Annotated in this window: 20 protein-coding genes; 11 read left to right on the top strand and 9 right to left on the bottom strand. The window is 72.4% G+C overall.

Annotated elements, in window-relative coordinates; translation table 11 throughout:
- Positions 1–934 precede the first annotated feature (934 nt).
- Entirely contained in the window at positions 935–2,080 is a 1,146-nt protein-coding gene (locus HCK04_RS17255) for a neutral zinc metallopeptidase (protein WP_142648351.1), read from the top strand.
- On the opposite strand, the gene HCK04_RS17250 is transcribed toward HCK04_RS17255, so the two are convergent.
- Positions 2,081–2,587, bottom strand: a complete 507-nt coding sequence (locus HCK04_RS17250) for a hypothetical protein (RefSeq protein ID WP_142648350.1) — start codon at positions 2,585–2,587, stop codon at positions 2,081–2,083. It abuts the gene before it with no gap.
- An 18-nt stretch (positions 2,588–2,605) separates the two neighbouring features.
- Between HCK04_RS17250 and HCK04_RS17245 the strand changes: the two genes are divergently transcribed.
- The 5 genes from HCK04_RS17245 to HCK04_RS17225 all read left to right on the top strand — a co-directional run bounded on the left by HCK04_RS17245 (position 2,606) and on the right by HCK04_RS17225 (position 8,256).
- Entirely contained in the window at positions 2,606–4,147 is a 1,542-nt protein-coding gene (locus HCK04_RS17245; protein ID WP_142648349.1) for an LCP family protein, read from the top strand.
- 396 nt (positions 4,148–4,543) lie between these two features.
- Complete coding sequence (locus tag HCK04_RS17240) at positions 4,544–5,905, top strand: S8 family serine peptidase (protein WP_142648348.1); 1,362 nt, start codon at positions 4,544–4,546, stop codon at positions 5,903–5,905.
- A gap of 205 nt (positions 5,906–6,110) precedes the next feature.
- The gene (locus HCK04_RS17235; protein ID WP_260617309.1) at positions 6,111–6,377 is read left to right on the top strand and encodes a hypothetical protein; all 267 of its coding nucleotides are present in this window, start codon (positions 6,111–6,113) and stop codon (positions 6,375–6,377) included.
- Positions 6,374–6,940: an AAA family ATPase gene (locus tag HCK04_RS17230; protein ID WP_142648347.1), complete on the top strand. Its 567-nt coding sequence runs from the start codon at positions 6,374–6,376 to the stop codon at positions 6,938–6,940. Before HCK04_RS17235 ends, HCK04_RS17230 begins: the two co-directional genes overlap by 4 nt.
- A 353-nt stretch (positions 6,941–7,293) precedes the next feature.
- On the top strand, positions 7,294–8,256 hold the full coding sequence (locus tag HCK04_RS17225) for a zinc-binding dehydrogenase (protein WP_142648346.1): 963 nt from the start codon (positions 7,294–7,296) through the stop codon (positions 8,254–8,256).
- Positions 8,257–8,376: 120 nt separating this feature from the next.
- Here the strand turns inward: HCK04_RS17225 and HCK04_RS17220 are convergent, their stop codons facing one another.
- From HCK04_RS17220 to HCK04_RS17210, 3 genes are all read right to left on the bottom strand, one after another.
- Positions 8,377–8,982 (bottom strand): HD domain-containing protein, encoded by a 606-nt coding sequence (locus HCK04_RS17220; protein ID WP_142648345.1) that lies wholly within the window; start codon positions 8,980–8,982, stop codon positions 8,377–8,379.
- A gap of 65 nt (positions 8,983–9,047) precedes the next feature.
- Positions 9,048–9,818 (bottom strand): ion transporter, encoded by a 771-nt coding sequence (locus HCK04_RS17215; RefSeq protein ID WP_142648344.1) that lies wholly within the window; start codon positions 9,816–9,818, stop codon positions 9,048–9,050.
- Positions 9,819–10,153: 335 nt separating this feature from the next.
- Entirely contained in the window at positions 10,154–10,570 is a 417-nt protein-coding gene (locus HCK04_RS17210; RefSeq protein ID WP_205830359.1) for a DoxX family protein, read from the bottom strand.
- Positions 10,571–10,644: 74 nt separating this feature from the next.
- Between HCK04_RS17210 and HCK04_RS17205 the strand changes: the two genes are divergently transcribed.
- A complete protein-coding gene (locus HCK04_RS17205; protein ID WP_142648343.1) occupies positions 10,645–11,505 on the top strand; it encodes a sigma-70 family RNA polymerase sigma factor in 861 nt (286 codons plus the stop codon).
- A gap of 166 nt (positions 11,506–11,671) precedes the next feature.
- Positions 11,672–12,022 carry a helix-turn-helix transcriptional regulator gene (locus HCK04_RS17200; RefSeq protein ID WP_142648342.1) on the top strand — a complete coding sequence of 117 codons (351 nt, stop codon included), beginning with the start codon at positions 11,672–11,674 and terminating at the stop codon, positions 12,020–12,022.
- A 33-nt stretch (positions 12,023–12,055) separates the two neighbouring features.
- Here HCK04_RS17200 and HCK04_RS17195 read toward each other — a convergent pair whose 3' ends face one another.
- Positions 12,056–12,628 (bottom strand): hypothetical protein, encoded by a 573-nt coding sequence (locus HCK04_RS17195; RefSeq protein ID WP_168066000.1) that lies wholly within the window; start codon positions 12,626–12,628, stop codon positions 12,056–12,058.
- Positions 12,629–13,134: 506 nt separating this feature from the next.
- The gene (locus tag HCK04_RS17190; protein ID WP_142648341.1) at positions 13,135–14,286 is read right to left on the bottom strand and encodes an ROK family transcriptional regulator; all 1,152 of its coding nucleotides are present in this window, start codon (positions 14,284–14,286) and stop codon (positions 13,135–13,137) included.
- Positions 14,287–14,527: 241 nt separating this feature from the next.
- Between HCK04_RS17190 and edd the strand changes: the two genes are divergently transcribed.
- Genes edd through eda form a run of 3 tightly spaced genes read left to right on the top strand, consistent with a single transcriptional unit; the run spans position 14,528 to position 17,927 of the window.
- Entirely contained in the window at positions 14,528–16,357 is a 1,830-nt protein-coding gene (gene edd / locus HCK04_RS17185) for a phosphogluconate dehydratase (RefSeq protein ID WP_142648340.1), read from the top strand.
- Positions 16,354–17,313 (top strand): glucokinase, encoded by a 960-nt coding sequence (locus HCK04_RS17180; protein WP_142648339.1) that lies wholly within the window; start codon positions 16,354–16,356, stop codon positions 17,311–17,313. The genes edd and HCK04_RS17180 overlap by 4 nt, the downstream gene beginning before the upstream one ends.
- Positions 17,310–17,927 (top strand): bifunctional 4-hydroxy-2-oxoglutarate aldolase/2-dehydro-3-deoxy-phosphogluconate aldolase, encoded by a 618-nt coding sequence (eda, locus tag HCK04_RS17175; protein ID WP_142648338.1) that lies wholly within the window; start codon positions 17,310–17,312, stop codon positions 17,925–17,927. Before HCK04_RS17180 ends, eda begins: the two co-directional genes overlap by 4 nt.
- A 332-nt stretch (positions 17,928–18,259) precedes the next feature.
- On the opposite strand, the gene HCK04_RS17170 is transcribed toward eda, so the two are convergent.
- The 3 genes from HCK04_RS17170 to HCK04_RS17160 all read right to left on the bottom strand — a co-directional run bounded on the left by HCK04_RS17170 (position 18,260) and on the right by HCK04_RS17160 (position 21,888).
- Positions 18,260–19,153, bottom strand: a complete 894-nt coding sequence (locus HCK04_RS17170; protein ID WP_142648337.1) for a PfkB family carbohydrate kinase — start codon at positions 19,151–19,153, stop codon at positions 18,260–18,262.
- Between the two features lie 88 nt (positions 19,154–19,241).
- Complete coding sequence (locus HCK04_RS17165) at positions 19,242–20,264, bottom strand: LacI family DNA-binding transcriptional regulator (RefSeq protein ID WP_142648336.1); 1,023 nt, start codon at positions 20,262–20,264, stop codon at positions 19,242–19,244.
- A 10-nt stretch (positions 20,265–20,274) separates the two neighbouring features.
- A complete protein-coding gene (locus HCK04_RS17160) occupies positions 20,275–21,888 on the bottom strand; it encodes a glycoside hydrolase family 13 protein (RefSeq protein WP_142648335.1) in 1,614 nt (537 codons plus the stop codon).
- Positions 21,889–21,906: the final 18 nt, after the last annotated feature.

The following is a 21,906-nucleotide window of genomic DNA, read 5'->3' as shown; positions in this document are numbered from 1 at the left end:
GGCTAACGCCGCCTCCCAGGGCGCTCCCGCCGTCCCCGGCATGCAGCAGGGCGATGGTCTCTATCCCGGGCCCCAGCCGCAGGGCTCCGGGGCGTACCCCGGGTCTCAGCCGCAGGGCGGGGTTCCGTATCCCGGACCGAACGGCGGCAGCCCTTATTCGCAGGCCGCGCCACCGTACGGCCCAGCAGCTCAGGCGGGGGCGGACGCGCAGGGCGGCGCCTACAGGCAGGGCACACCGCCCTACGGCCCGGGAGCTCAGGCCGGGGCGGACGCGCAAGGCGGCGCCTACGGGCAGGGCACCCCTTATCCCGGCGCGACGCCCTACCAGTCCGGCCCCCAGGGAGGGACGCCGTTCCAGGGTGAGGCACCGTTCCACAGCGGGGCGCAGTTTTCAGGTGGGGCGCAGTTCCAGGGCGGGGCACAGTTCTCAGGTGAGGCGCAGTTCCAGGGCGGCGCACACTCTCCGGGTGGGGCGCAGTTCCAGGGCGGCGCACAGCCTCAGCCACAGGCTTCGGGGTGGCCGGATGCGGCGGGTGCCGGAGCGCACGCGCAGCCTCCCGCGCAGTCCTTCGCGCAGCCGCCTGTGCAACCTTCTGCGCAGCCCTCTGTGCAGCCCTCTGTGCAAGCCCCCGCGCACCCCTCTGCGCAACCGCCGGCCCAGTCGTACGCCGGGCCCTACGGGCAGCCCTACGCACCCTCGCCGTCCCCCACTGCCCCGGCGGCCCCGCAACCCGGCGCACCGTACGCGCCGAACGGGGCGGCGGGCCACCAGGGAGGCCAGGCGTACGCGCCGGGCGGGCCCGGATATCCGCAGGACTTCCCGGGATCGATGGGGAGCACGGCGTCCCCCGGCCCTGCGCAGGGCATGCAGTTCCAAGCGGCGCCGTTCCAGGCCGCACCGCCCCAAGCGCCGCCCCAGGCACCTCCGCAGCCGATGCCCCAGCCGGCACCCCTGGCAGCACCACAGGGCACGCCGTTCCAGGTGCCACCGCCACCGGCGCAGCAGCCGGCGCCGCCCCAGGGGCCGGGGTGGGCTCCGCAGCCTCCGCCTCCCCCGCGCGGGCCCGGCGCCCCCTATCCGCCGCCCGCCTGGCGGCCACCCCGCCGCAAGTCCGGCGGAGGGGCGGTCATCGGCGCGCTCATGGGCGTGCTGGCGCTGGTCTTCGTGCTCATCGTGGTCGTGGGCGCGCTGACCGGCCTCACGCACCACACCGAGACGGTCTCGCCGGTCGCGATCCCGAGCTTCACCTTCTCGCCGTTCCCCACGGACGACGCCACCACGAGCACGGAACCGTCCGAGCAGCCCACCTCGAAGCCGACGTCGAAGCCGACCTCTCAGCCCACGACGCGGCCGAAGCCCGTGCTCAACCGCACGACGAAGAACAACAGCCTCTATCGGGCCGGGTCGCTGGCGACGACGAACTGCCGGGCGGGGAACGCGAGCATCTACAACCACGCCCAGTTCAAGGCGCTGATCCTCAAGACCGGCACGTGCATGGGCAAGGCGTGGGGGCCGGCACTGGAGCGGGTGGGGTTCGACTGGAGCCCGCCGCACTACATGATCGCGGCGCGCAAGGGCAGGGGCGCGTGCGGCGACTATCCCTCCCCCGGCAGCAACGTGCCGTACTACTGCCCGAGCAACAGCACGATCTACGCCTCCACCTCGGCCATGGCGAGGGAGTACGGCCCGCTCGGCTCGTGGAACGGGATCATCATCAGCATGATGGCCCACGAGTACGGGCACCACATCCAGAACCTCACGGGCATCTCCGACTCCTGGTGGCAGCAGACGCTCGACTCCAGCTCCCAGAGCGGCAAGATGGCCCTGAGCCGCCGGCACGAACTGCAGGCGACGTGTTTCGGCGGCATGTTCATGCAGTCGGTCGCCGCCTCGTATCCGATCGACACCACCAAGCGCAACACGCTCCTGTGGGCCTACAGCCACCTGGGCGACCCGCCGGGAGGGCCTCGCGACCACGGGAACACGCGCAGCAACGCGGCCTGGTTCCGTCAGGGCTACACCCGCCCGAAGGCATACCAGTGCAACACCTGGGTAGTCGGCTCCAGCTCGGTGTCGTGATCAACGCCACAGTTTGCGTCTACCTTGTCCGGATATGGGGGTTAGAATCCCTAGCCACAGCTTCGGAAGAGAGAGCGGTGAACCATGCGAGGCGGGGGTCCCGCTGACGAGGCCGGAGGGCCCAGGGAAGGTCAGCGGCCAGGTCAGTACGGCGGAGACCCAGGTCAGCCCGGTGGTGGGCACCCCGGCCAGCCTGGCGCGAGCCCCGGCCAGCACAGCGGGCACGCAGGTCCGCCCGGCGAGAACCCAGGCCCGTACGGGAAGCCCGGCCAGCCCGGCGGCCATGCAGGCCCACCCGGTGGGCACGCCGGTCCGCTCGGCGCAGATGTCGGCCAGTCTGGTGGGTACCCCGGTCAGCACAGTGGCGACCCGGGCCAGCCGGGCGCAGACGCCGGGCCGCCCAGTGGTCACCCCGGCGCGAGTCCCGGGCAGCCTGGCGCGAGCCGACCAGGAGACGCGAGCCGGCCAGGGGACGCAGGTCGGGCCGGTGGAGACACGGGTCGGCATGGCCGGAGCGAGGACGGCATGCCGCCCCTGGGCGCGCCGCCCACGACGGCCCCGCGCGGCGGACAGCCGCGTTTCGGCCCTCCGCTGACGACCGCCTCCCTGATCGGCTGGACGGCGCTGTCGGCAGTCCTGCCCGGAGCGGCCCATCTGCGGGCGGGCAACCGCCGCACCGGGATCGCGCTGCTGGCGACGTTCGGCGTCGTGCTGGTCGCCCTGGTGATCCTGGTCCTGCGCCTGAAGGACAACGCGGGGGTCGCGCTGCGCGGCAGCACGATGACCGCCGTCATGGCCGGAGCCGCCGTGTGCGCGCTCGCCTGGTTCGCTCTCGTGCTCCTGTCGTTCGTCGCCCTGCGGCCACAGCGCCTGACGCAGACCGGCCAGGTGGTGTCGGGCGTCGTCGCGGGCGTCCTGTGCGTGGCCGTGATGGCCCCGTTCGCCTTCACCGCGAACACGATCAGAACGGCCAGCCAGTTACTCGACGACGTCACGGCTCCGGCGGAGGGCTCGACCCCCGTCCCCGTACGTGCCGAGGACCCGTGGAACGGCCGCACGCGCGTGAACTTCCTGCTGATCGGCGGCGACGCGGCGGGCAACCGGATCGGGGTGCGCACCGACTCGATGACCGTGGCCAGCGTGAACATCGCCACCGGCAACACCGTCCTGTTCAGCCTGCCGCGCAACCTCCAGTACGTCCGCTTCCCCGCGAGCAGCCCCCTTCACAAGGTGTTCCCGAACGGCTTCAACGCCGAAGGGCAGGGCCTGCTCAACTCCGTCTGGTACTACGCCGACAACAACCCCCAGATCATGGGCGGCAAGAACAGGGGCGCGCAGGCGCTGAAGGACGCGATCGGCTACACCCTCGGTCTGCACATCGACTACTACGCGATGGTCGACATGTACGGCTTCGCGGCCCTGATCGACGCGGTCGGAGGGCTCAAGATCCGGGTCCAGCAGGACATCAAGTGGGGCGGCAAGTTCGGCACCGCCGGCACCATCAAGGCCGGCTACCGGACGCTCAACGGCGAGGAGGTGCTCTGGTATGGCCGCTCGCGGGTGGACAGCGACGACTTCTCCCGCATGGCCCGCCAGCGCTGCGTCATCGGTGCGCTCGCCCAGCAGGTCACCCCGGCCACGGTGCTCGCGAACTTCAACAAGATCGCCTCGGCTGCTCGGCATCTGTTCCGCACCGACATCCCCCGCGACCTGCTGGAGCACCTCGTCCCGCTCGGCATGAAGGTGCGCAACGCCAAGATCACCAGCCTTCAGTTCGTGCCGCCGCTCATCTATACCGGCAACCCGGACTGGGTCAAGATCAGGAAGCTGACCCGGGAGGCGATCCGGGAGTCGATGGCCGAGCGGGGCACCGTCGCGGCCACCGCCTCGCCGATGACGTCCGCCGGATCGGCGGCGTCCGCCACTCCCTCCGGCTCGCACTCCCCGTCCGCGTCGCCGAGCCCGTCCCCTTCCCGTACGCCGGTGGTCGCCGGGGCGAGCCCCCGCGCGACGCCCACCACGAACGACAAGGCGGCCAAGAACCTCTCGGAGCTCTGCGGCTTCTGAGACGGCGCGGCTGAGCCAGAACCGCGAACCTACCGCCGCGAGAACCGCCTAGCGGAGGCATCGGACGGAGGCTTCCGGCCGAGGGCCGCCGAGCCGAGGCTGCCCGGCCGGAGGCCTTCGGGCGCGGGCTGCCGGGCCGGCGCTTTCGGCCGAAGCTGCCGGACGGAGCGCTGCCGGACGGAGCGCTGCCGGACGGAGTGCTGCCGGACGGAGTGCTGCCGGACGGAGTGCTGCTGAGCGGGGCTTTCAGACCGGGGCTTCCGGCCAGGAGTCCCCACCGGGCGACACCAGGCCGTTTTTACGGGAAGGCGTGGACGCCGCCTTCCCGATGCAGCATGGTTGTCACGTAACGCATCCACCCAGTCACGATCCGCACAGTAACGGAGTGGACTCGTCGTGCGCGTACTCATCCAGTTGCGTCCGTCCCCCGACCTGGTCGCCGCCGTCGCCGACCCGTCGGTCCCCGCGGCGGCGTCGGACGTGGCCGACGGCCTGCCCGGGGTGGTCCTCGACCACTCGTACGCCCCGGTGGCCGTGCCTCGCCCGATGCCCGCATCCCCCGGCGGCGACCCGCTGTCGCTCAACCAGCCGCTGGTCTTCTCCATGGCGCCTCAGGACGCCTCGGTCGTGGTCCGCGGGGAGATCGCCGACGACGAGGTCACCAGCAGGGTCGCCCTCCTGCCCGCGACCCGCCGCGACGTGGTCGCGGTGTACGCCGACCCGGTGATCGAGACCTCGCTCACCTGCGGGGGCGACCCGGCCGTGGGTGACTGGCACGACGTCGAACGGCTGTTGCGCGTGCCCGACCTGACGGCCGAGGGGCTGGACGGCTCCGGCGTCAGCCTCGCGGTCGTCGACACCGGCATCAACGCGGCGTACGTCAAGGCCGCCCGCGGGCAGGACGTGACGGTGGATCACGAACGGAGCTGGAGCCCCGAGGGCGTCTCCGGGACCCCGGGGGACTTCGCGGTCGACCACGGCTCGATGTGCGCCTTCGACGCGCTCATCGCCGCGCCCAAGGCGTCGCTGGTGGACGTGCCCGTGCTGCTGTCGCGGCGGCAGGGCGGCTCGACGCTCGACGGCCTGCTGTCCGACGCCATCGCCGCGTACGCGCACCTGCGCGAGGTACTCGACGCCCAGCCCGCCGAGTCGCGGGCGCTCGTGGTGACCAACAGCTGGGGGTCGTTCTCTCCGCGCTGGGACTTCCCGCCCGGACACCCCGGCAACTACTCGGACAACGCGGCCCATCCGTTCAACCTCATCGTCGGCAGCCTGGCCGAAGCGGGGGCGGACATCCTGTTCGCCGCGGGCAACTGCGGGACGCAGTGCCGCGACAGCAGGTGCGCCTTCCCCGACCGGCCCATCGTCGGGGCCAACTCCCACCCCAGCGTGCTCTCGATCGGCGGGGTCGACACGGCGGGGATGCGGGTCGGCTACTCCTCGCAGGGCCCCGGCCGGCTGACCAAGCGCAAGCCGGACTTCTGCGCCTACACGCACTTCGCCGGGTCTGGTGCGCTCGGCGACGACGAGCCCGACTCGGGCACCTCGGCCGCCTGCCCTGTCGCGGCCGGGCTGGTCGCCGCCGTACGCTCCCGCTGGCCTGCCACGGTGCTGTCGCCCGCCCAGCTCCGTACGCTGCTCCGCCGGACGGCCGATGATCGCAGTGCCGTAGGGTATGACCACGACTACGGGTACGGCGTGGTGGACGCCGCCGGCATCATCGCCGCGCTGCGCCGCCGAGCCGCGAAGGCGGCCTGAACAACGCAGCGCCGCGAAGGCGGCCTGAACAACGCAGCGCCGCCAAGGCGGTCTGCAGACACAGCGCCGTGGAAGCGGGCTGAACAACGCGGCGCCGCGAAAACGGCCTGAGTCATGCGGGCCGCGGAAGCGGTGTGCGACGAAAGCGGCCTGGGGCCGCCGCGCCGTCCGGTGACGAGACGTCCAGCAGAGGGAGGCGGGGCCGGTGGCCGAGGTGCTCATCACCGTCCGGCTCACCGCGCCCGCGACGCTGGAGACCGCGATGCGGCGACTCGGCCTCGCCGAGGACGAGGTCGACACCGGCTACGGCCTGGTGCCGGTCGATCCCCGCACGGACCTGTACGTCCTGCGGGTGACGGAGGAGGCCGGCCGGCGGGTCGGCGACTCGGACGCCGGGGCTGTGGACGGCGGGGCGGCGGACGGCGGGCCCTACTCCGATCCGCCCATCGAGCCCTACGGGCCGCCGCGATGACCGCTCCCGTCTGGGTGGTGTCCGGTCCGCCGGGCGCGGGCAAGTCGACCGTCTGCGAGCTGCTGCTGGCCCGTCTCGACCCCGTGCCCGCCCTGCTCGACAAGGACACGATGTACGGCGGCTTCGTCGAGGCCACACTCGCGGCGTACGGCAGGCCCACGGGCGAGCGTGAGGGGCCGTGGTATGACGAGCACGTCAAACGGCATGAGTACGCCGGCATGACGGCGACGGCCAGGGAGATCCGCTCCCACGGGTGCCCGGTGATGCTCGGCGGGCCCTTCACCTCCCAGGTGCACGACGCGGCGCTCTGGCACGCGTGGGTGGAGGCGCTGGGCGGGCCGGACGTACACCTGATCTGGATCCGCTCCGACGGCCCGACGCTGCGTGAGCGGCTTCTCCGCCGAGGCCTCGCCAGGGACGGGCAGAAGCTGGAGAACTTCGCCGAATATCTGCGCGCCATCCGCGTCGACGAGCCGCCCGCCGTGCCGTACGAGGAGGTCGACAACCGCCTCGGCGCGCCTCCGCTCGACGTCCAGATCGACCGGCTGGTGGCGAGAGCGTAGGCCGCACCCTCAACCGTTCCCGCGTGCTGCTCGCCACGTGCTTGAGCATGCGTTCACGACCATCCGGAGCGTCGGAACGCGGGATCCGAGCACCGCCTGGTGGCGAGAGCGTGGGCCGCACCCTCAACCGTTCTTGCATGCTGCTCGCCGGGTGCTCGCGCATGCGTTCGCGGACCGTTGGAGCGTCGCGACGCGGGATCCGAGTCAAGTGGTCGCGCACCGTTCTCACTTCGGCCGCCGGGACGGCGGAGTTCGTTAGCGTCCGAGGCGTGGAAGCTCCGCGCTTCCCCGGGACGGCCCGCAAGCGCACTGAGCCGCCCCGGACCGATCGATCCCCAAACACGGAGACAACAGTGAAGGCAGTCGCGATCAAGGCGTTCGGAGTTCCCGAAGGTCTGGCCGTCATCGACCTCCCCGCCCCGGTTCCGGGCGCCGGGCAGGTGCTGATCGCCACGGAGGCGATCGGCGTCGGCGGCGTGGACGCCGTGATCCGAAGCGGCGCTCTGGCCGCCTACGGTTTCACGGAAGGCCACATCCCCGGCGGCGAGGTGGCGGGCACCGTGATCGCCGTCGGCGACGACGTCGACACCTCATGGATCGGCCAGCGGGTGTGGGCGTCCACCGGCGTGGGCGGCGGCTACGTCGAGCAGGCGGTCGCCCCGGTCGAGGAGATCGTCCCCCTTCCCGCGGACCTGTCCGCCGTCGACGCGGTGACGCTCGGCAGCTCCGGTGTGGTGGCCCACTTCGCCCTCGCCCACGCCCACTTCGCCCCCGGAGAGTCGGTGCTGGTGCGCGGCGCGGCGGGCAGCATAGGGATCCTGGCCGTACAGCTCGCGGCTCGCGGCGGCGCCGGTGCGGTGGCGGTCACCACCTCGTCGGCCGAGCGCGGCGAGCGGCTGCGCAAGCTCGGCGCGACCCACGTGCTGGACCGCTCCGGTGAGGGCGGCGAGGACGCTCCCACGGGCTACGACATCGTCATCGACGTCGTAGCCGGTCCGGACCTGCCCTCCTTCCTCGACAGGCTCAACCCGAACGGCCGGCTGGTGGTCGTCGGCGTGGTCGGAGGGCAGCCTCCGGCGGACTTCGGCACGACGATGATGGCCGCGTTCCGGAAGTCGCTGTCCTTCGCCACCTTCAGCGCCGACACCGTTGCCGCCTCCGACCGGCGTGCCGTACGGATCGAGCAGTTCGCCGCCGCGGGGCGCGACGCGCTGCACGCCGTGGTGCACGAGGTGCTGCCGCTGGAGCAGGCCGTGCTGGCGCACCGGAAGATGGACGCCGGAGAGGTGTTCGGCAGGATCGTCCTGACCCCGTGACGCGCTCGCCGGCCTGAAGGCCGGGCTCCAGCCCGTGCCGCGTGCGCGGCACCTCTACCGGACTGAAGGCCGGAGCACTGCGGACGAATCCGGTGGCCCCACGGCCCCTGCCGGTCGCGGTCACACGATCTCGTGCCCGTACGCGGCCGCGAGCGGCCGCAGGTCGGGGACACCGAAGGCGGCGCACATCGACGCGAACGCCTCGGCCTTGTCGTCGCCATAGCGGCGCACATGGGCCGCGTAGGTGTCCGCGGTGACGAACCTCGGCGGGTCGGTCTTGCTGTGGAACTTGTCCGCGAACATCACAAGCCGTTCCTCGGCCGACTCCGCGAGGTAGTCGCGGGAAGGCAGCGGCAGGCCCTGTCGCAGCACGTCGTCCCGGCTGATCCCCACGCCCGTGTGGTGGGAGCAGAACCGGCACAGCCTCTCGGGGAAGCCCTCCTTGCGGAGCAGCTCGTGGCCGAGGACTCCGTGGCGTACGTAACCGGCGTGGTCGAGCCGCCCGTCCTCGTCGTAGAGCAGGTAGACGCCGACGTCGTGCAGGAGGCTTCCGGCCCGCACCACGTCGGCGTCGACGTCGAGCCCGGCGCGGTCGGCGCGGTCGGCCAGTTGCAAGGCGATAGCGCAGACGATCTCGCAGTGCGTGTAGACGAGGTCGAACGCCTCCTCCGTCGGCGCGTGTCTCGCGTGCAGTGCGCGGAGCTCAGCGTCCGTCGGAAGCCGCATGGGCGGAGTCTAGCAAGCGATGATCATCGGCTGGCGGCCCTGGATGTCAGGAGGGCACGGGGATATCAGGAGGGCACCCGTTCGCCGAGGCTCTCACGCAGGCTCCTGATCTCCTCGCGCAGGGCCGACAGCTCGGCCAGCGTCGAGCGGTCGTCCGTGTCCCTGGCCTCCTCTTCCATCGCGCTCACCACGACCGCGATGAAGAGGTTCAGCACGACGAAGGTGCAGACCAGCACGAAGATGACGAAGTAGATCCACGACGAGGGGTGGCTCTCCATCAGCTGGCGGTTGATCTCCGACCAGCCGTCGCCCGTCATGACCTGGAACAGCGTGTACAGCGACGTGGGCAGGTCGCCGAAATACTCGGGCGCGGCGGCGCCGTACAGCTTGGTGCCCATGACGCCGGCGACGTACAGGATGAGGCCGAGCAGCACGACGATCGAGCTCATGCCGGGGATGGCGGTGAGCAGCGCGGAGACCACCCGCCGCAGCGACGGCACGACCGAGATGAGCCGCAGTGCCCGCAGGACGCGTAGCGCCCGCAGCACCGACAGGCCCCCGGCCGTGGGGAGGAACGAGAAGCCGATGATCAGCAGGTCGAAGACGTTCCAGGCGTCGCGGAGGAACCGCCACCGGTAGACGTAGATCTTGGCGAGGATCTCCGCCACGAAGATGTACAGGGCGACGTGGTCGGCGACATGCAGTTCCGTGCCGTATTGGGCGGTCGCCTCGGCCGAGGTCTCGACGCCCAGCGTGGCCGCGTTGAAGAGGATCACCACCGTGATCACCTGCTGGAACCGCGGCGACTCGATCAGACGGCGGACACGTTCACGCACGAAGAACTCCTGGGAGGCACTGAAAGATCGGCACAGAGCCTAGTGCCCCCCGGGGACATTTCCGTTACCCGGCCTTGGCGCTCCTATTGACGGCGTTCGAACCGGCCACGCCGCCGCCGACCGTCTCACCACGGGGCAAGACGGCCGACGCGGCAGGCTCTCATCGCACGGCGAGACGGCCGACGCGGCACCCTGTCACCGCACGGCAAGACGGCCGACGCGGCACCCTGTCACCGCACGGCAAGACGGCCGGCGCGGCACGCTCTCGCCGCACGGCAAGACGGCCGACGCGGCACCCTGTCACCGCACGGCAAGACGCCCGACGCGGCACACCGTCACCGCTCAGCGAGACCGCCGGTGCGGCGGCCGAAGGGCCTCAGCGCCCAGGACACCGCGGTGAGCGCGGTCAGCATGGAGAGCACCCACACCTCGCCCACGGCGTACCCGGTGGTCAGGTGGGAGACCACGGCCCCGGTGTAGGTGAAGAAGACGCCCGCGTAGGCCCACTCCTTGACCAGCGCGCAACGCGGGACGAGCAGGGCGATCGCCCCGAGCACCTTCCAGGTGCCCAGCAGCACCAGGAAGTAGGACGGATAGCCCAGGTGCGTCACCAGGTCGCTGACGTACGGAATCCGCGCGATGTCCCAGACGCCGCCGATCGCCAGTTCGGCCGTCACCGCCACGGTGGACGTCCAGTAGCCGGCCGCGCGCACGCGTGCCCAGTTCCTGGTGCTGCTCGAAATCGTTGCCATGAGATGCTCCTTGTCACATCCGAGCGGGGTCCGGGTTCATCGCCATGAACCCCGGCGGCGGAAGGATGTGACCGATGGACGAAGACGGGCTGGCCGTACGCTTCGAGGAGCAGCGGCCCCACCTGCGGGCGGTCGCCTACCGGATGCTGGGCTCGCACGCGGAGGCGGACGACGCGGTGCAGAACGCGTGGCTGCGGCTCAGCGGCGCCGACACCGCCGGCGTGGCCAACCTCGCGGGCTGGCTGACCACCGTCGTCGCCCGGGAGTGCCTGAACATGCTCCGCGCGCGCCGCAACCGCCGTGAGGAACCCCTTCCCGACGTCACCGCCGAGCCCGCCGCCGAAGCCCACGACGCGGGAGATCCCGAAGCCGAGGCCCTGCTGGCCGACTCGATCGGTCCCGCGCTGATGGTCGTGCTCGACGGTCTCGCCCCCGCCGAACGGCTCGCTTTCGTCCTGCACGACGTCTTCGCCGTGCCCTTCGGCGAGATCGCCGACATCGTGGGAAGGTCCCCCGCCGCCGCCCGTCAGCTCGCCAGCCGGGCCCGCAGACGGGTCGTGGGCGCGACCCCGCCCCGGCAGGTGGACATCGCCCGGCAGCGGCGGGTCGTGGACGCCTTCCTCGCCGCGCTGCGGCATGGTGACTTCGACGGGCTGCTCGCCGTGCTCGATCCCGATGTCCTGCTCAGGGACGGCGACGCGGAGCCGGTGCGGGGTGCGCGAGCCGTGGGCGCCCACGCGCTCACCTTCTCGCGTGCCGCCCGGTTCGTACGGCCCGCATTGGTGGACGGCGCCGTTGGCCTCGCGATCGTCCCGCAAGGACGCCTCATCGGGGCGCTGGCCTTCACCTTCGATCACGACAAGATCACCGCGATCGAGATGATCGACGATCCGGGCCGCCTGCGGCACGTCGACCTGGCGGCTCTCCGCCCGTGACCGCGTCGCGTCCCCGCCTCTGACCACATCGCGTCCCCGCCTCTGACCGCGTCGCGTGCCCGCCTCGCCGTGGCGGGGGCGGGGTGACGGACGGACAGTCCAAGATTCCGGACCTGCCGCCGCAGCCGTCCTTGGCGCATGCTCGGGCCGCCGGGAGAGTCGAGCCATGAAACGGACGACACCCATACGTGAAAAGGAGCCTCGAAGCCTGGGGGCGCTCATCCGGGCCTGGCGGGAGCGCGCGCTGCTGACCCAGGAGCAGCTCGCCGACCGGGCGGGCGTCAACGTCCGCACCATCGGCAGGATCGAGGGCGACGCCGTGGGGCGGCCCCGCAGCGCGTCGCTTCGGCGGCTGGCCGAGGCGCTGGGCCTGGACGGGCGGGAGCGGGCCCTGCTCGCCGCGGCCGCGTGCCGCGAACCGGTCCGGCAAGACAGTGAGGCCGCCTCCGTGCGGGTCGGATCCGCGTGCCGCTGCCGGTCGCACCGGTGGCGGTCGCGTCTGGACGCCTGGCACTGATCACCGAGCCCATGCCGGTCACCCCAGTTCCGGTCACCCGGACACCTGCGGCCGGTGCCGACGTGACGACCCGCGGCGCGCTTCCCGAACGTCACCGGGGAAGCGCGCCGCGGGTGGCGGTCTCAGGCCATCACGGTCACGGCTGGCAAGCGGCTCACCGCTTCTGCAGACCACGCAGAAGAGCCAGAGCTGGACCGCGACGACGGTGCCGCCGTCACGGAGGTTCCGGCAGTAGGCGCGGTAGTTCCCGGTCGCCTCATATGCGCTGCCCGCGGCCACGCACTTCCCGCACGCGTTGGGCTGGGAGTAGGTGGCCTCCAGGAAGGAGCCCGACGGAGGCAGCGAGATCGAGCAGCTCACGGCGGGCGCGAACCCGGCCGTGGCAGGTTCCGCCCTCACCTGCGTCTGCACCTCCCCCTGCACCCCCACCTCCCCCTGCACCCCCACCTCCGGGTGCACCCCCGCATCCCCCTGCACCCCCACTGCCCGCCGCACCTCCCCCCGCACCTGCGCATTGGCTGGGGTTGCGCTCGCGATGGCCCCCGCCATCAGCGCGAACGCCGCACCCAGTCCGATGGTCGTCTTCGTCAAGGAGCGCACGGTCATGATGTCGTCCTTCCGATCGCATCCGTCAGGCGTGACCGGCGCCGGTCGTCGCGGCTGTCAGCGGTCCGCGGAGCGCCGTACCGTCTCCGGAGGACCGCCTCGTGCGGACCTTCACGTCGGCGACGCCGGAGCGGGGAAACAGCGGCGCTCCCCGCCGCGCGTCGGCGTGCATGCACCGGTCATGGCTCCACTCTCCTGGCTGCCCGCGTGGCGAACCAGGGCGTCCACCGGCCATTCGCCGGGCATTGCCCGGGCACCATGCCCTGAGCATCCCGCCCTGAGCATCACGCCCTGAGCATCACGCCCGCCCGGCCAACACGTGGCACTCCTTGCGCACCCCGCGAACCGCGTGATCCTGTGATGTGCGGCTTCGCGGCAGGGTTCCGTCCGGCCTCCTGTCAGGCGAGCCGCTCACGGGCGCCGCGACGAAGGCCATGTGTTCGCCGGCGCACTCCGCCCAACAGCGTCACTCCGCCCGACAACGCCGCTCTGCCAGACGGCGGACTTCAGCGGGCGGCGGCGTCGACGGCCTGGGCCGACAGGACGTGGTCGAGCACCATGAGGGCACAGCCGGTGATGCCGGCGCCGGGCCCGAGGCGGCTGCGCTCGATGCGCAGGCTGCGGGTGGCGAGCTGGGTCGAGCGCCGGTAGACGACCTCGCGCACGCCCGACACGAGCGGCTGGAACATCTCGGCGACGTCGCCGCCGAGGACCACGACGGCGGGGTTGAGCAGGTTGACCGCACCGGAGATGACCTCGCCCAGCCAGCGGCCGGCCTGCCGCACCACGGCCATGGTCTCCGCGTCGCCTGCCCGGACCAGGGCGGTCACGTCGGCGAGCGACATCACGTCGCGGCCCTTCGCCCGCAGGTCGCGCAGGATGGCGGTGCCGCTGGCGACCGAGTCGACGCAGTCGAGGTTGCCGCAGCGGCACAGCACTCCGCCGCCGTCCCGCACGGGGATGTGCCCGATCTCCCCGGCCGCGCCGAGCGCGCCGCGCAGGATGCCGCCGCCGGAGATGACTCCGGCGCCGATGCGGGTGGAGACCTTCACGAACAGCAGGTCGTCGAGCTCCGAGGCGTAGACGACCCGGTGCTCGCCCATCGCGATGACGTTCACGTCGTTGTCCACGAGCACCGGCACGTCGAACCGCTCGGCGATGATCGGCGGGATCACCACGCCGGTCCAGCTCGCCATCACGCGGGCGCTCTCGACCCGGCCGGCGGCGAACTCCACGGTCGCAGGCACGCCCAGGCCGATGCCGACGACGTCGTCGCGCCCGTCGAGCAGCTTTTCCCAGGTGTCCATGAGCAGGGGCAGGACGACGCCCGGCCCCTCCTCGACGTCGATGTCCAGGTCGGTGCGGTGCAGCACCTCGCCCGCGAGGTCGCACAGCGCGATCTGCGTACGGCGGGCGCCGAGCGAGGCCACCGGGACGACTCCCCCGGAGGTGGCGAAGCGCAGTCGCATGGGCGGGCGGCCGCCGGTGGACGGCCCCTCGGCGTCCTCCACGATCAACCCGCGCTGCAGCAGGTCGCTGACGCGGTGCGCGACGGCCGGGCGGGACAGGCCCGTCACACGGCCGATGTCGGCGCGCGTCACCGCCTCCCCGCTCCGGATGAGCTGGAGGACCTCGCCGGTCGTGGCTAGACGTGACATCGAGCGTAAGTGAAGCACAGAAGCTCACCTAAGTTCAATGACTTATTCATTCGAAGTTACAAAAGTCGGCTTGAAAAGTCGCATAACTTCCCGATACTGTCCCTTCCGTGCCCGATCGACACCTGGTGCCCGATCAACGGGTCGAAGACCGGACGTCAGGCCGGGCACACGTCCCGGGACGAAGGATCCGGGGCGAGTTGGACCCCGCCTCGCGGCGGCCCCGGCAGGAGGAGAACCTTCCGTGACGCACCCCGTTATCACCGAGGTCACCGAACGCGTGGTCGCGCGCAGCCGCGAGAGCCGCGAGGCCTACCTGGAGCGGGTGCGCCGCGCCGGGGCCGAACTGCGTGAGCGGGGGCCGGCCCGGGGGCGGCTCGGCTGCGCCAACCTGGCCCACGGCTTCGCCGCCGCACCTGCCGAGGACAAGATCGGCCTGCGTGGTACGGCGAAGCCGGGCGTGGCCATCGTGACCTCGTACAACGACATGCTGTCGGCGCACCAGCCGTACGAGACCTACCCGCCGGAGCTGAAGCGGGCGGTCCGCGAGGCGGGCGGCGTGGCACAGGTGGCGGGCGGCGTGCCCGCGATGTGCGACGGCGTCACCCAGGGCCGGGCCGGCATGGAGCTGTCGCTCTACAGCCGCGACGTGATCGCGATGGCGACCGCGATCGCGCTGTCGCACGACATGTTCGACGCGTCCCTGCTGCTCGGGGTCTGCGACAAGATCGTCCCGGGACTGCTCATCGGCGCCTTACGCTTCGGGCACCTGCCGGCGATATTCGTCCCCGCCGGGCCCATGACCTCGGGCCTGCCCAACAAGGTCAAGGCCAGGGCGCGGCAGGCCTTCGCGGAAGGCAAGATCGGCCGACTGGAGATGCTCGACGCCGAGGCCTCGTCCTACCACTCCCCCGGCACCTGCACGTTCTACGGCACCGCCAACTCCAACCAGCTCCTCATGGAGGTCATGGGCCTCCACCTGCCGGGAGCGACGTTCGTCAACCCGCACACCGAGCTGCGGCGCGCGCTGACCGCGGCGGCGGCCCGGCGGGCGGTCGCGATCACCCCGCACGGCGCGGAGTACACGCCCGTCGCCGAGGTCGTGGACGAGAAGGCGATCGTCAACGCGGTCGTCGCGCTGCTGGCCTCCGGCGGCTCCACCAACCACACGATGCACCTGGTCGCCATGGCCGCGGCCGCCGGCATCGAGCTGACCTGGGACGACATGGCGGCCCTGTCGAAGGTCGTGCCGCTGATCACCCGCATGTACCCCAACGGCCAGGCGGACGTGAACCACTTCCAGGCCGCGGGCGGCATGGCGGTGTTCATCGGCGACCTGCTCGACGCCGGGCTGCTCCACGAGGACGTGCTCACGGTCGCCGGGCGCGGACTCGGCCTCTACCGCTCGGCTCCCACGCTCAAGGACGGCGCGCTGGTGTGGGACGAGCGGACCGAGCCCAGCACCGACACCGACGTCCTTCGGCCGGTCGCCGAGCCGTTCTCCCCCGACGGGGGCATCCACATGCTGACGGGCAACCTGGGCCGGGCGGTGAGCAAGGTCTCCGCCGTCAAGCCCGAGCACCTGGTGATCGAGGCCCCCGCCAAGGTGTTCGACGACCAGCTCGACCTGCTCGCCGCGTTCGAGCGGGGCGAGCTCGACGGGCAGGACTTCGTCGCGGTCGTCCGCTATCAGGGCCCCCGGGCCAACGGCATGCCCGAGCTGCACAAGCTCACCCCACCGCTGGCCGTCCTGCTCGACCGCGGCCAGAAGGTGGCCATCGTCACCGACGGCCGCATGTCCGGCGCCTCGGGGAAGGTCCCCGCGGCGATCCACCTGTCTCCCGAGGCCGCCGACGGCGGGCCGATCGCGCTGCTGCGCGACGGCGACGTGATCCGCCTCGACTCGGCCGCCGGCACCCTCACCGTGCTCGCCGACCTCACCGGTCGTACGCCGGAAGGCGCCCCGCTGACCGACGAGCAGTGGGCCGGCACCGGCCGCGAGCTGTTCGCCTCGTTCCGCCGCACGGTCGGCCCGGCCGAGCGCGGCGCGAGCGTCTTCGGAGGTGCCGCGTGAGCCTTCCCTGGCTGGTCGCGGACGTCGGCGGAACCAACGCCAGGTTCGGTTTGGTGACCCGGCACGGAGGGCAGCCGGAGGCGGTAGCCGTACTCGACGTTTCCCAGCATCTCGGCCTTGCCGATGCCGTAGCCGCCTATCTCGCAGACCATGCGGGCGGAGTTCGGCCGGGGGCCGCGTGCCTGGCGATCGCCGGTCCGGTCGAGGACGACCGATACCGGCTGACGAACGCGGGATGGACCGGGTCCGTCAAGGAGCTCGGCATCCCGCGTACGGTGCTGCTCAACGACTTCGAGGCGCTGGCGATCTCGCTGCCGCACCTGGCGGGGGACGACCTCGTGCCGCTCGGCGGCCCGCCGCCGACGGCCGGCCTGACGAAGGTCGTGCTCGGGCCCGGCACCGGGCTCGGGGTGGCCGGTCTCGTGCCCGTACGGGAGGGGTGGCAGCCGGTGCCCGGCGAGGGCGGGCACATCGCGGCTCCCGCCGTCACCGACCTGGAGATGGAGATCGTCCGGGCGGTGCGCGCGGACGGCCTGCCGTACGTGGACGCCGAGCACCTGCTGTCGGGCACCGGGCTGCCGCGCCTGCACCGCGGGCTCGCGCTCGTGCGCGGCGTCACGCCCGAGGACCGCACGGCCGCGCAGATCACCTCCTCGGACGACCCGCTGTGCGCCGAGACCGTGGAGGTCTTCCTCGCCATGCTCGGCAGCTTCGCCGGCGGCGTGGCGCTCACCTTCGCCGCGCGGGGCGGGGTATACCTGGGCGGCGGCGTGCTGCCCCGCCTGCTCTCGCGGATCCCGGGCAGCGCGTTCCGGGCCCGGTTCGAGACGACCGCGCCGGCGCTGACGGAGTACGCCGCCGCGATCGCCACCGTCCTGATCACCGCCGAGCAGCCCGCGCTGACGGGTGCGGCCGCCTGGCTCGCCCAACGAAATCCCGATGTGGAGCTGGTATGAGCAACCTTCTCGACCTCGCGCCGGTCGTCCCGGTGGTCGTCCTGGACGACGTGGACAGCGCCGTCCCCCTCGCCCGGGCCCTGGTCACGGGCGGGCTGCCGGTCATCGAGGTCACGCTGCGCACCCCGGCCGCACTCGACGCCATCCGGCGGATCGCCGCCGAGGTGCCGGAGGCCGTGGTCGGCGCGGGCACCGTGCGCTCGCCCGAGGACGTGGAGGCCGCGGTCGAGGCCGGGTCCCGCTTCCTCGTCTCCCCCGGCACCACGCCCGGCCTGCTCGCGGCCATGCTCGCCTCGGGCGTGCCGTTCCTGCCGGGCGTCGCCACGGCCACCGAGGCGATGACGCTGGCCGAGCGCGGTGTGCGCGAGCTCAAGTTCTTCCCGGCCGAGCCGGCCGGCGGCGTCGCGTATCTCAAGTCGCTGGGCGGCCCGCTGCCCGACGTGCGGTTCTGCCCCACGGGTGGGATCACCCCGTCGAACGCGCCGGCCTACCTCGCCCTGCCGAACGTCGGCTGCGTCGGCGGGAGCTGGCTCACCCCGCGCAGCCTGGTCGCGGCGGGCGACTTCGCCAGGATCGAGAAGCTCGCGTCCGAGGCCGCCGCGCTGCGTCCTTGAGCGCTACGCCCCTGAGCGGATCCGGGTCCCTGAGCGCTTCCGGGTTCCAGAGCGCTCCCACCCGCGCCGGGGCCCCGAGCACTCCCCGGTCTCTGGGTTCGCTCCCAGCCATGCCGGGTCCCGAGTGCCCCGCCCCCGGGCGCTTTCCGGGGCTCCTCAAGCTCGCCGGTCCGTCCTTCCTCCCTCGGCGGAGCCGGCGGCCATGCTCGTGACCGCGACCCGGACACGTCCATGGGTGCCGGGCCCGCGACCGCTCACCTGCGGTGGCGAGCCCGGCGTCACCCCATAACCAACCCCCGCGCACAGCCTCACGGGCAGCCTGACGGGCAGCCTTAGGACAGCGCGCGCAGCAGGGCGTCGGGGCCGATCGGGTCCTCGTGCGTGCCTTCCGCGGTGCACGCGTGCGCCCCGGCCACCGCGCCCAGCCGTACGCACTCCTCCAGGGGCCGGCCGGTCAGGCGTCCGTACAGGAAGCCGGACACGAACGCGTCGCCGGCGCCGTTGCTGTCGGCCACGGGACCGGGAGGCGGCGCGGCCGGGAAGGCGCGGATCCGCCCTCCGGCCAGCACGTGGCAGCCCGCGGCCCCGTCCGTGCACACGACCACCGACGCGCGGCCCCGCCCGGCGATCGCCCGCATGATCTCCTCGCGCCGCCCGCCGAGCCTGGCCGCCGACAGGAAGACCACGTCGGAGGAGTAGGCGAAATCCTCGTGATGCGGGTTCTTCCCGTCCCAGTCGTGCAGGTCGGTCGAGACCGTCGTGCCGTCGGGGATGTCGGCGTAGACGTGCCGGGCGAAGTCCACGATCGAGACGTGGACGTGCCGGGCCGACCGGAGCGCGGGCAGGTAGAGGTCGCGCGGCATCCGCTGGCCGGGGACGGCCCTTGGGTCGAACAGCGACAGGCGCCTGCCGCCGGGGTCCACGAGCAGGACGCTGCGGCGGGTGCCCGCCTCCGACGGGGCGTGGGCGAAGTCCACGCCACGGGCGGCGAGGTGGCCGCGGATCAGCGCGCCCTGCGGGTCGTCGCCGATGAGGTCGACGAACTTCACGCGCAGGCCGAGGGCGTGGCAGCCGAGCGCGACCCCCGCGCCGGTGTTGCCGATCCGGTCCACCACGGGCGGCACGGCGTAGGTGTCGGCGTACGGCAGGGGCAGCTCGGGCACGTAGACGGTCGTGTCGACGCCGGCGCCGCCCACGACCAGGACGTCGATGGGATGATCGGTCATTGGCAACGCTCCGCGGAAGGTCGGGAGAGCCCGGCGTGGCGACCTCGCGTGGCCGCCGGGCCGGGGAAGGCGAGACCCCGGCAGGGGCTCAGCGGTTGACCAGCGGGCCCGAGCTGGTGGAGCCGCGCACCACGAGCTCGGGCTGGTAGACCAGCTCGACGTGCTTGGCGGGAGTGCCGCCGATCTCCTCGAGCAGGGTCTCGACGGCGGCGGCCGCCATCGCGACGATCGGCTTGCGCACGGTCGTGAGCGGCGGGTCGGTGAACGCCATCAGCGGCGAGTCGTCGAACCCGACGACCGACACGTCGCCGGGCACCGACAGCCCGCGCTCGCGGGCGGCGCGGATCGCGCCGAGCGCCATGAGGTCGCTCGCGCAGAAGATGCCGGTGCAGCCCCGGTCGAGCAGCGCCGAGGCGGCGGCCTGCCCGCCCTCCACGGAGAACAGCGAGTGCTGGATGAGGTCGTCGACGTCGGCCAGGCCGAGCAGCTGCGCCATCGCCTGGCGGAAGCCCTCGATCTTGCGGATGACCGGGACGAAGCGCCGCTGTCCCAGCGCGAGGCCGATGCGCTCGTGCCCGAGGTCCACCAGGTGCTGTACGGCCAGGCGCGCCGCGAGCCGGTCGTCGGGCGAGATGAACGGCGCGGGGATGGCCTCGTTGTAGCCGTCCACGAGCACGATCGGCAGCCCGCGGTCGGTGAGGCGGTTGTAGCGGTCCATCCTGGCGGTGGTGTCGGCGTGCAGGCCGGAGACGAAGACGATGCCGGACACGCCCCGGTCGAGGAGCATCTCGGTGAACTCGTCCTCGGGGGCTCCGCCGGGCTCCTGGGTGCACAGGATCGGCGTGAAGCCGTGCTGGATCAGCGACTTCTCCATCGCCTGGGCGAACGCCGGGAAGATCGGGTTGCCGAGCTCCGGGATCACCAGGCCGATCAGGCCGTTGCTGCGCTGGCGCAACCGCTGGGGCCGCTCGTAGCCCATCAGGTCGAGAGCGGTGAGCACGGCCTGGCGGGTGGCCGGGGAGACCCCCGCCTTGCCGTTGAGCACACGGCTCACCGTCGCCTCGCTGACTCCGGCCTGGGCGGCGATGTCGGCGAGCCGTGTGTTGTTCATGAGCATTACTTTAGACATTCCTCGCGGTCCACCAGGTGGCCGAGTCGGGAGCGAGCCGCACGTTTTCGCCGGACGTCTCGGGCCCTCCGCTGGCCAGCAGCAGGTCGCCGGGCGCCTCCGTCTCCACCCACTCCCGCGTCATGTTGATCACGCAGGCGAACGAGTCGCCGCGCCGGAACGCGAGCGTGCCGGGCGGGCTGTCGAGCCACGTCAGCGTGCCGTCGCCCAGCTCCGGGTGCTCCCGCCGGAGGGCGAGGGCGGCCCGATAGAGGCTGAGCATCGACGCGCCGTCGCGCAGCTGCGCCTCCACCGACAGGTCGCGCCAGTCGGCCGGCATCGGCAGCCAGCTCTCGTAGACGCCCGGCGGGGTGAAGCCGTACGGCGGCTCGCCCGCGGCGGTCCACGGGAGCGGCACCCGGCAGCCGTCGCGCCCGCTGTCGGGGTCGCGCAGCCGCTGCGGATCCTGGAGGTACTGCTCGGGCAGGTCGAGCACCTCGGGCAGCCCCAGCTCCTCGCCCTGGTAGATGTAGGCGGAGCCGGGCAGCGCCAGCATGAGCAGCGCCGCCGCCCGCGCCCTGCGCAGGCCGCGCTCGCCGCCGCCGTAGCGGGTGACGTGCCGCTTGACGTCGTGGTTGGACAGGACCCAGGTCGAGGGCGCGCCCACCAGCGCCGCCGTGCGCACGGACTCGTCGATGACCTCCTTGAAGAGCGCCGCGTCCCAGGGCGTCTTGAGGAAGTGGAAGTTGAACGCCTGGTGCAGCTCGTCGGGGCGGACATAGTTGGCCAGCCGCTCGGGGGTGGGCGCCCACGCCTCGGCCACCCCGATCCGCTCGCCCTCGTAGGAGTCGAGGATGCGGCGCCAGGCCCGGTGGATCTCGTGCACGCCGTCCTGGTCGAAGAACGGCACGACCTGCGCGCCGATCATCTCGGCCTGGCCCCGGGCGCCCACGTCGGGCAGGCCCGGCGCCTTGACCATGCCGTGCACCACGTCGATGCGGAAGCCGTCCACGCCGAGGTCGAGCCAGAACCGCAGCACGTCGGCGAACTCCTCGTGCACCTCCGGGTGCTCCCAGTTGAGGTCCGGCTGCTCGGGCGCGAACAGGTGCAGATACCACTGGCCGTCCTCGACGCGGGTCCAGGCGGGCCCGCCGAAGATCGACTCCCAGTCGTTGGGCGGCAGCTCGCCGGACGCGCCCTTGCCCTCCCGGAAGATGTAGCGCTCCCGCTCCGGGCTGCCCGGCCCGGCCTTCAGCGCGGCCTCGAACCAGGGGTGGCGGTCGGAGGTGTGGTTGGGCACCACGTCCACGATGATCCGCAGGCCCAGCCGGTGGGCGTCGGCGATCAGCGCCTGGGCGTCCGCGAGCGCGCCGAAGAGCGGATCGACGTCGCGATAGTCGGCCACGTCGTATCCGAAGTCGGCCATCGGCGAGGGATAGAACGGCGTCAGCCAGATCGCGTCCACGCCGAGGTCGGACAGGTAGCCCAGGCGGCTGCGCACGCCGAGCAGGTCGCCGATCCCGTCACCGTTGCCGTCCGCGAAGCTGCGGACGTACACCTGGTAGATCACCGCGTCGCGCCACCACCGCGTCGAGACCGCGGACGGCTGGACGGCGAGTTCGGTCATTGGGATCCCCCGATTCTC

This window comes from Microbispora sp. CL1-1, from assembly GCF_012034195.1.
In the GTDB taxonomy this organism is placed as follows: domain Bacteria; phylum Actinomycetota; class Actinomycetes; order Streptosporangiales; family Streptosporangiaceae; genus Microbispora.
The sequence above is the reverse complement of the archived record's forward strand: the minus strand, read 5'-3'. Positions and strand labels throughout refer to the sequence as shown.

Coding starts and splice junctions, on each gene's coding strand:
- HCK04_RS17255 (WP_142648351.1), top strand. CDS start 935: ATGCCCCAGCCGGCACCCCTGGCAGCACCACAGGGCACGCCGTTCCAG.
- HCK04_RS17245 (WP_142648349.1), top strand. CDS start 2,606: ATGCCGCCCCTGGGCGCGCCGCCCACGACGGCCCCGCGCGGCGGACAG.
- HCK04_RS17195 (WP_168066000.1), bottom strand. CDS start 12,628: ATGACCGTGCGCTCCTTGACGAAGACGACCATCGGACTGGGTGCGGCG.
- HCK04_RS17230 (WP_142648347.1), top strand. CDS start 6,374: ATGACCGCTCCCGTCTGGGTGGTGTCCGGTCCGCCGGGCGCGGGCAAG.
- HCK04_RS17200 (WP_142648342.1), top strand. CDS start 11,672: ATGAAACGGACGACACCCATACGTGAAAAGGAGCCTCGAAGCCTGGGG.
- HCK04_RS17250 (WP_142648350.1), bottom strand. CDS start 2,587: ATGCCGACCCGTGTCTCCACCGGCCCGACCTGCGTCCCCTGGCCGGCT.
- HCK04_RS17160 (WP_142648335.1), bottom strand. CDS start 21,888: ATGACCGAACTCGCCGTCCAGCCGTCCGCGGTCTCGACGCGGTGGTGG.
- HCK04_RS17220 (WP_142648345.1), bottom strand. CDS start 8,982: ATGCGGCTTCCGACGGACGCTGAGCTCCGCGCACTGCACGCGAGACAC.
- HCK04_RS17205 (WP_142648343.1), top strand. CDS start 10,645: ATGGACGAAGACGGGCTGGCCGTACGCTTCGAGGAGCAGCGGCCCCAC.
- HCK04_RS17170 (WP_142648337.1), bottom strand. CDS start 19,153: ATGACCGATCATCCCATCGACGTCCTGGTCGTGGGCGGCGCCGGCGTC.
- HCK04_RS17190 (WP_142648341.1), bottom strand. CDS start 14,286: ATGTCACGTCTAGCCACGACCGGCGAGGTCCTCCAGCTCATCCGGAGC.
- HCK04_RS17165 (WP_142648336.1), bottom strand. CDS start 20,264: ATGAACAACACACGGCTCGCCGACATCGCCGCCCAGGCCGGAGTCAGC.
- HCK04_RS17210 (WP_205830359.1), bottom strand. CDS start 10,570: ATGGCAACGATTTCGAGCAGCACCAGGAACTGGGCACGCGTGCGCGCG.
- eda (WP_142648338.1), top strand. CDS start 17,310: ATGAGCAACCTTCTCGACCTCGCGCCGGTCGTCCCGGTGGTCGTCCTG.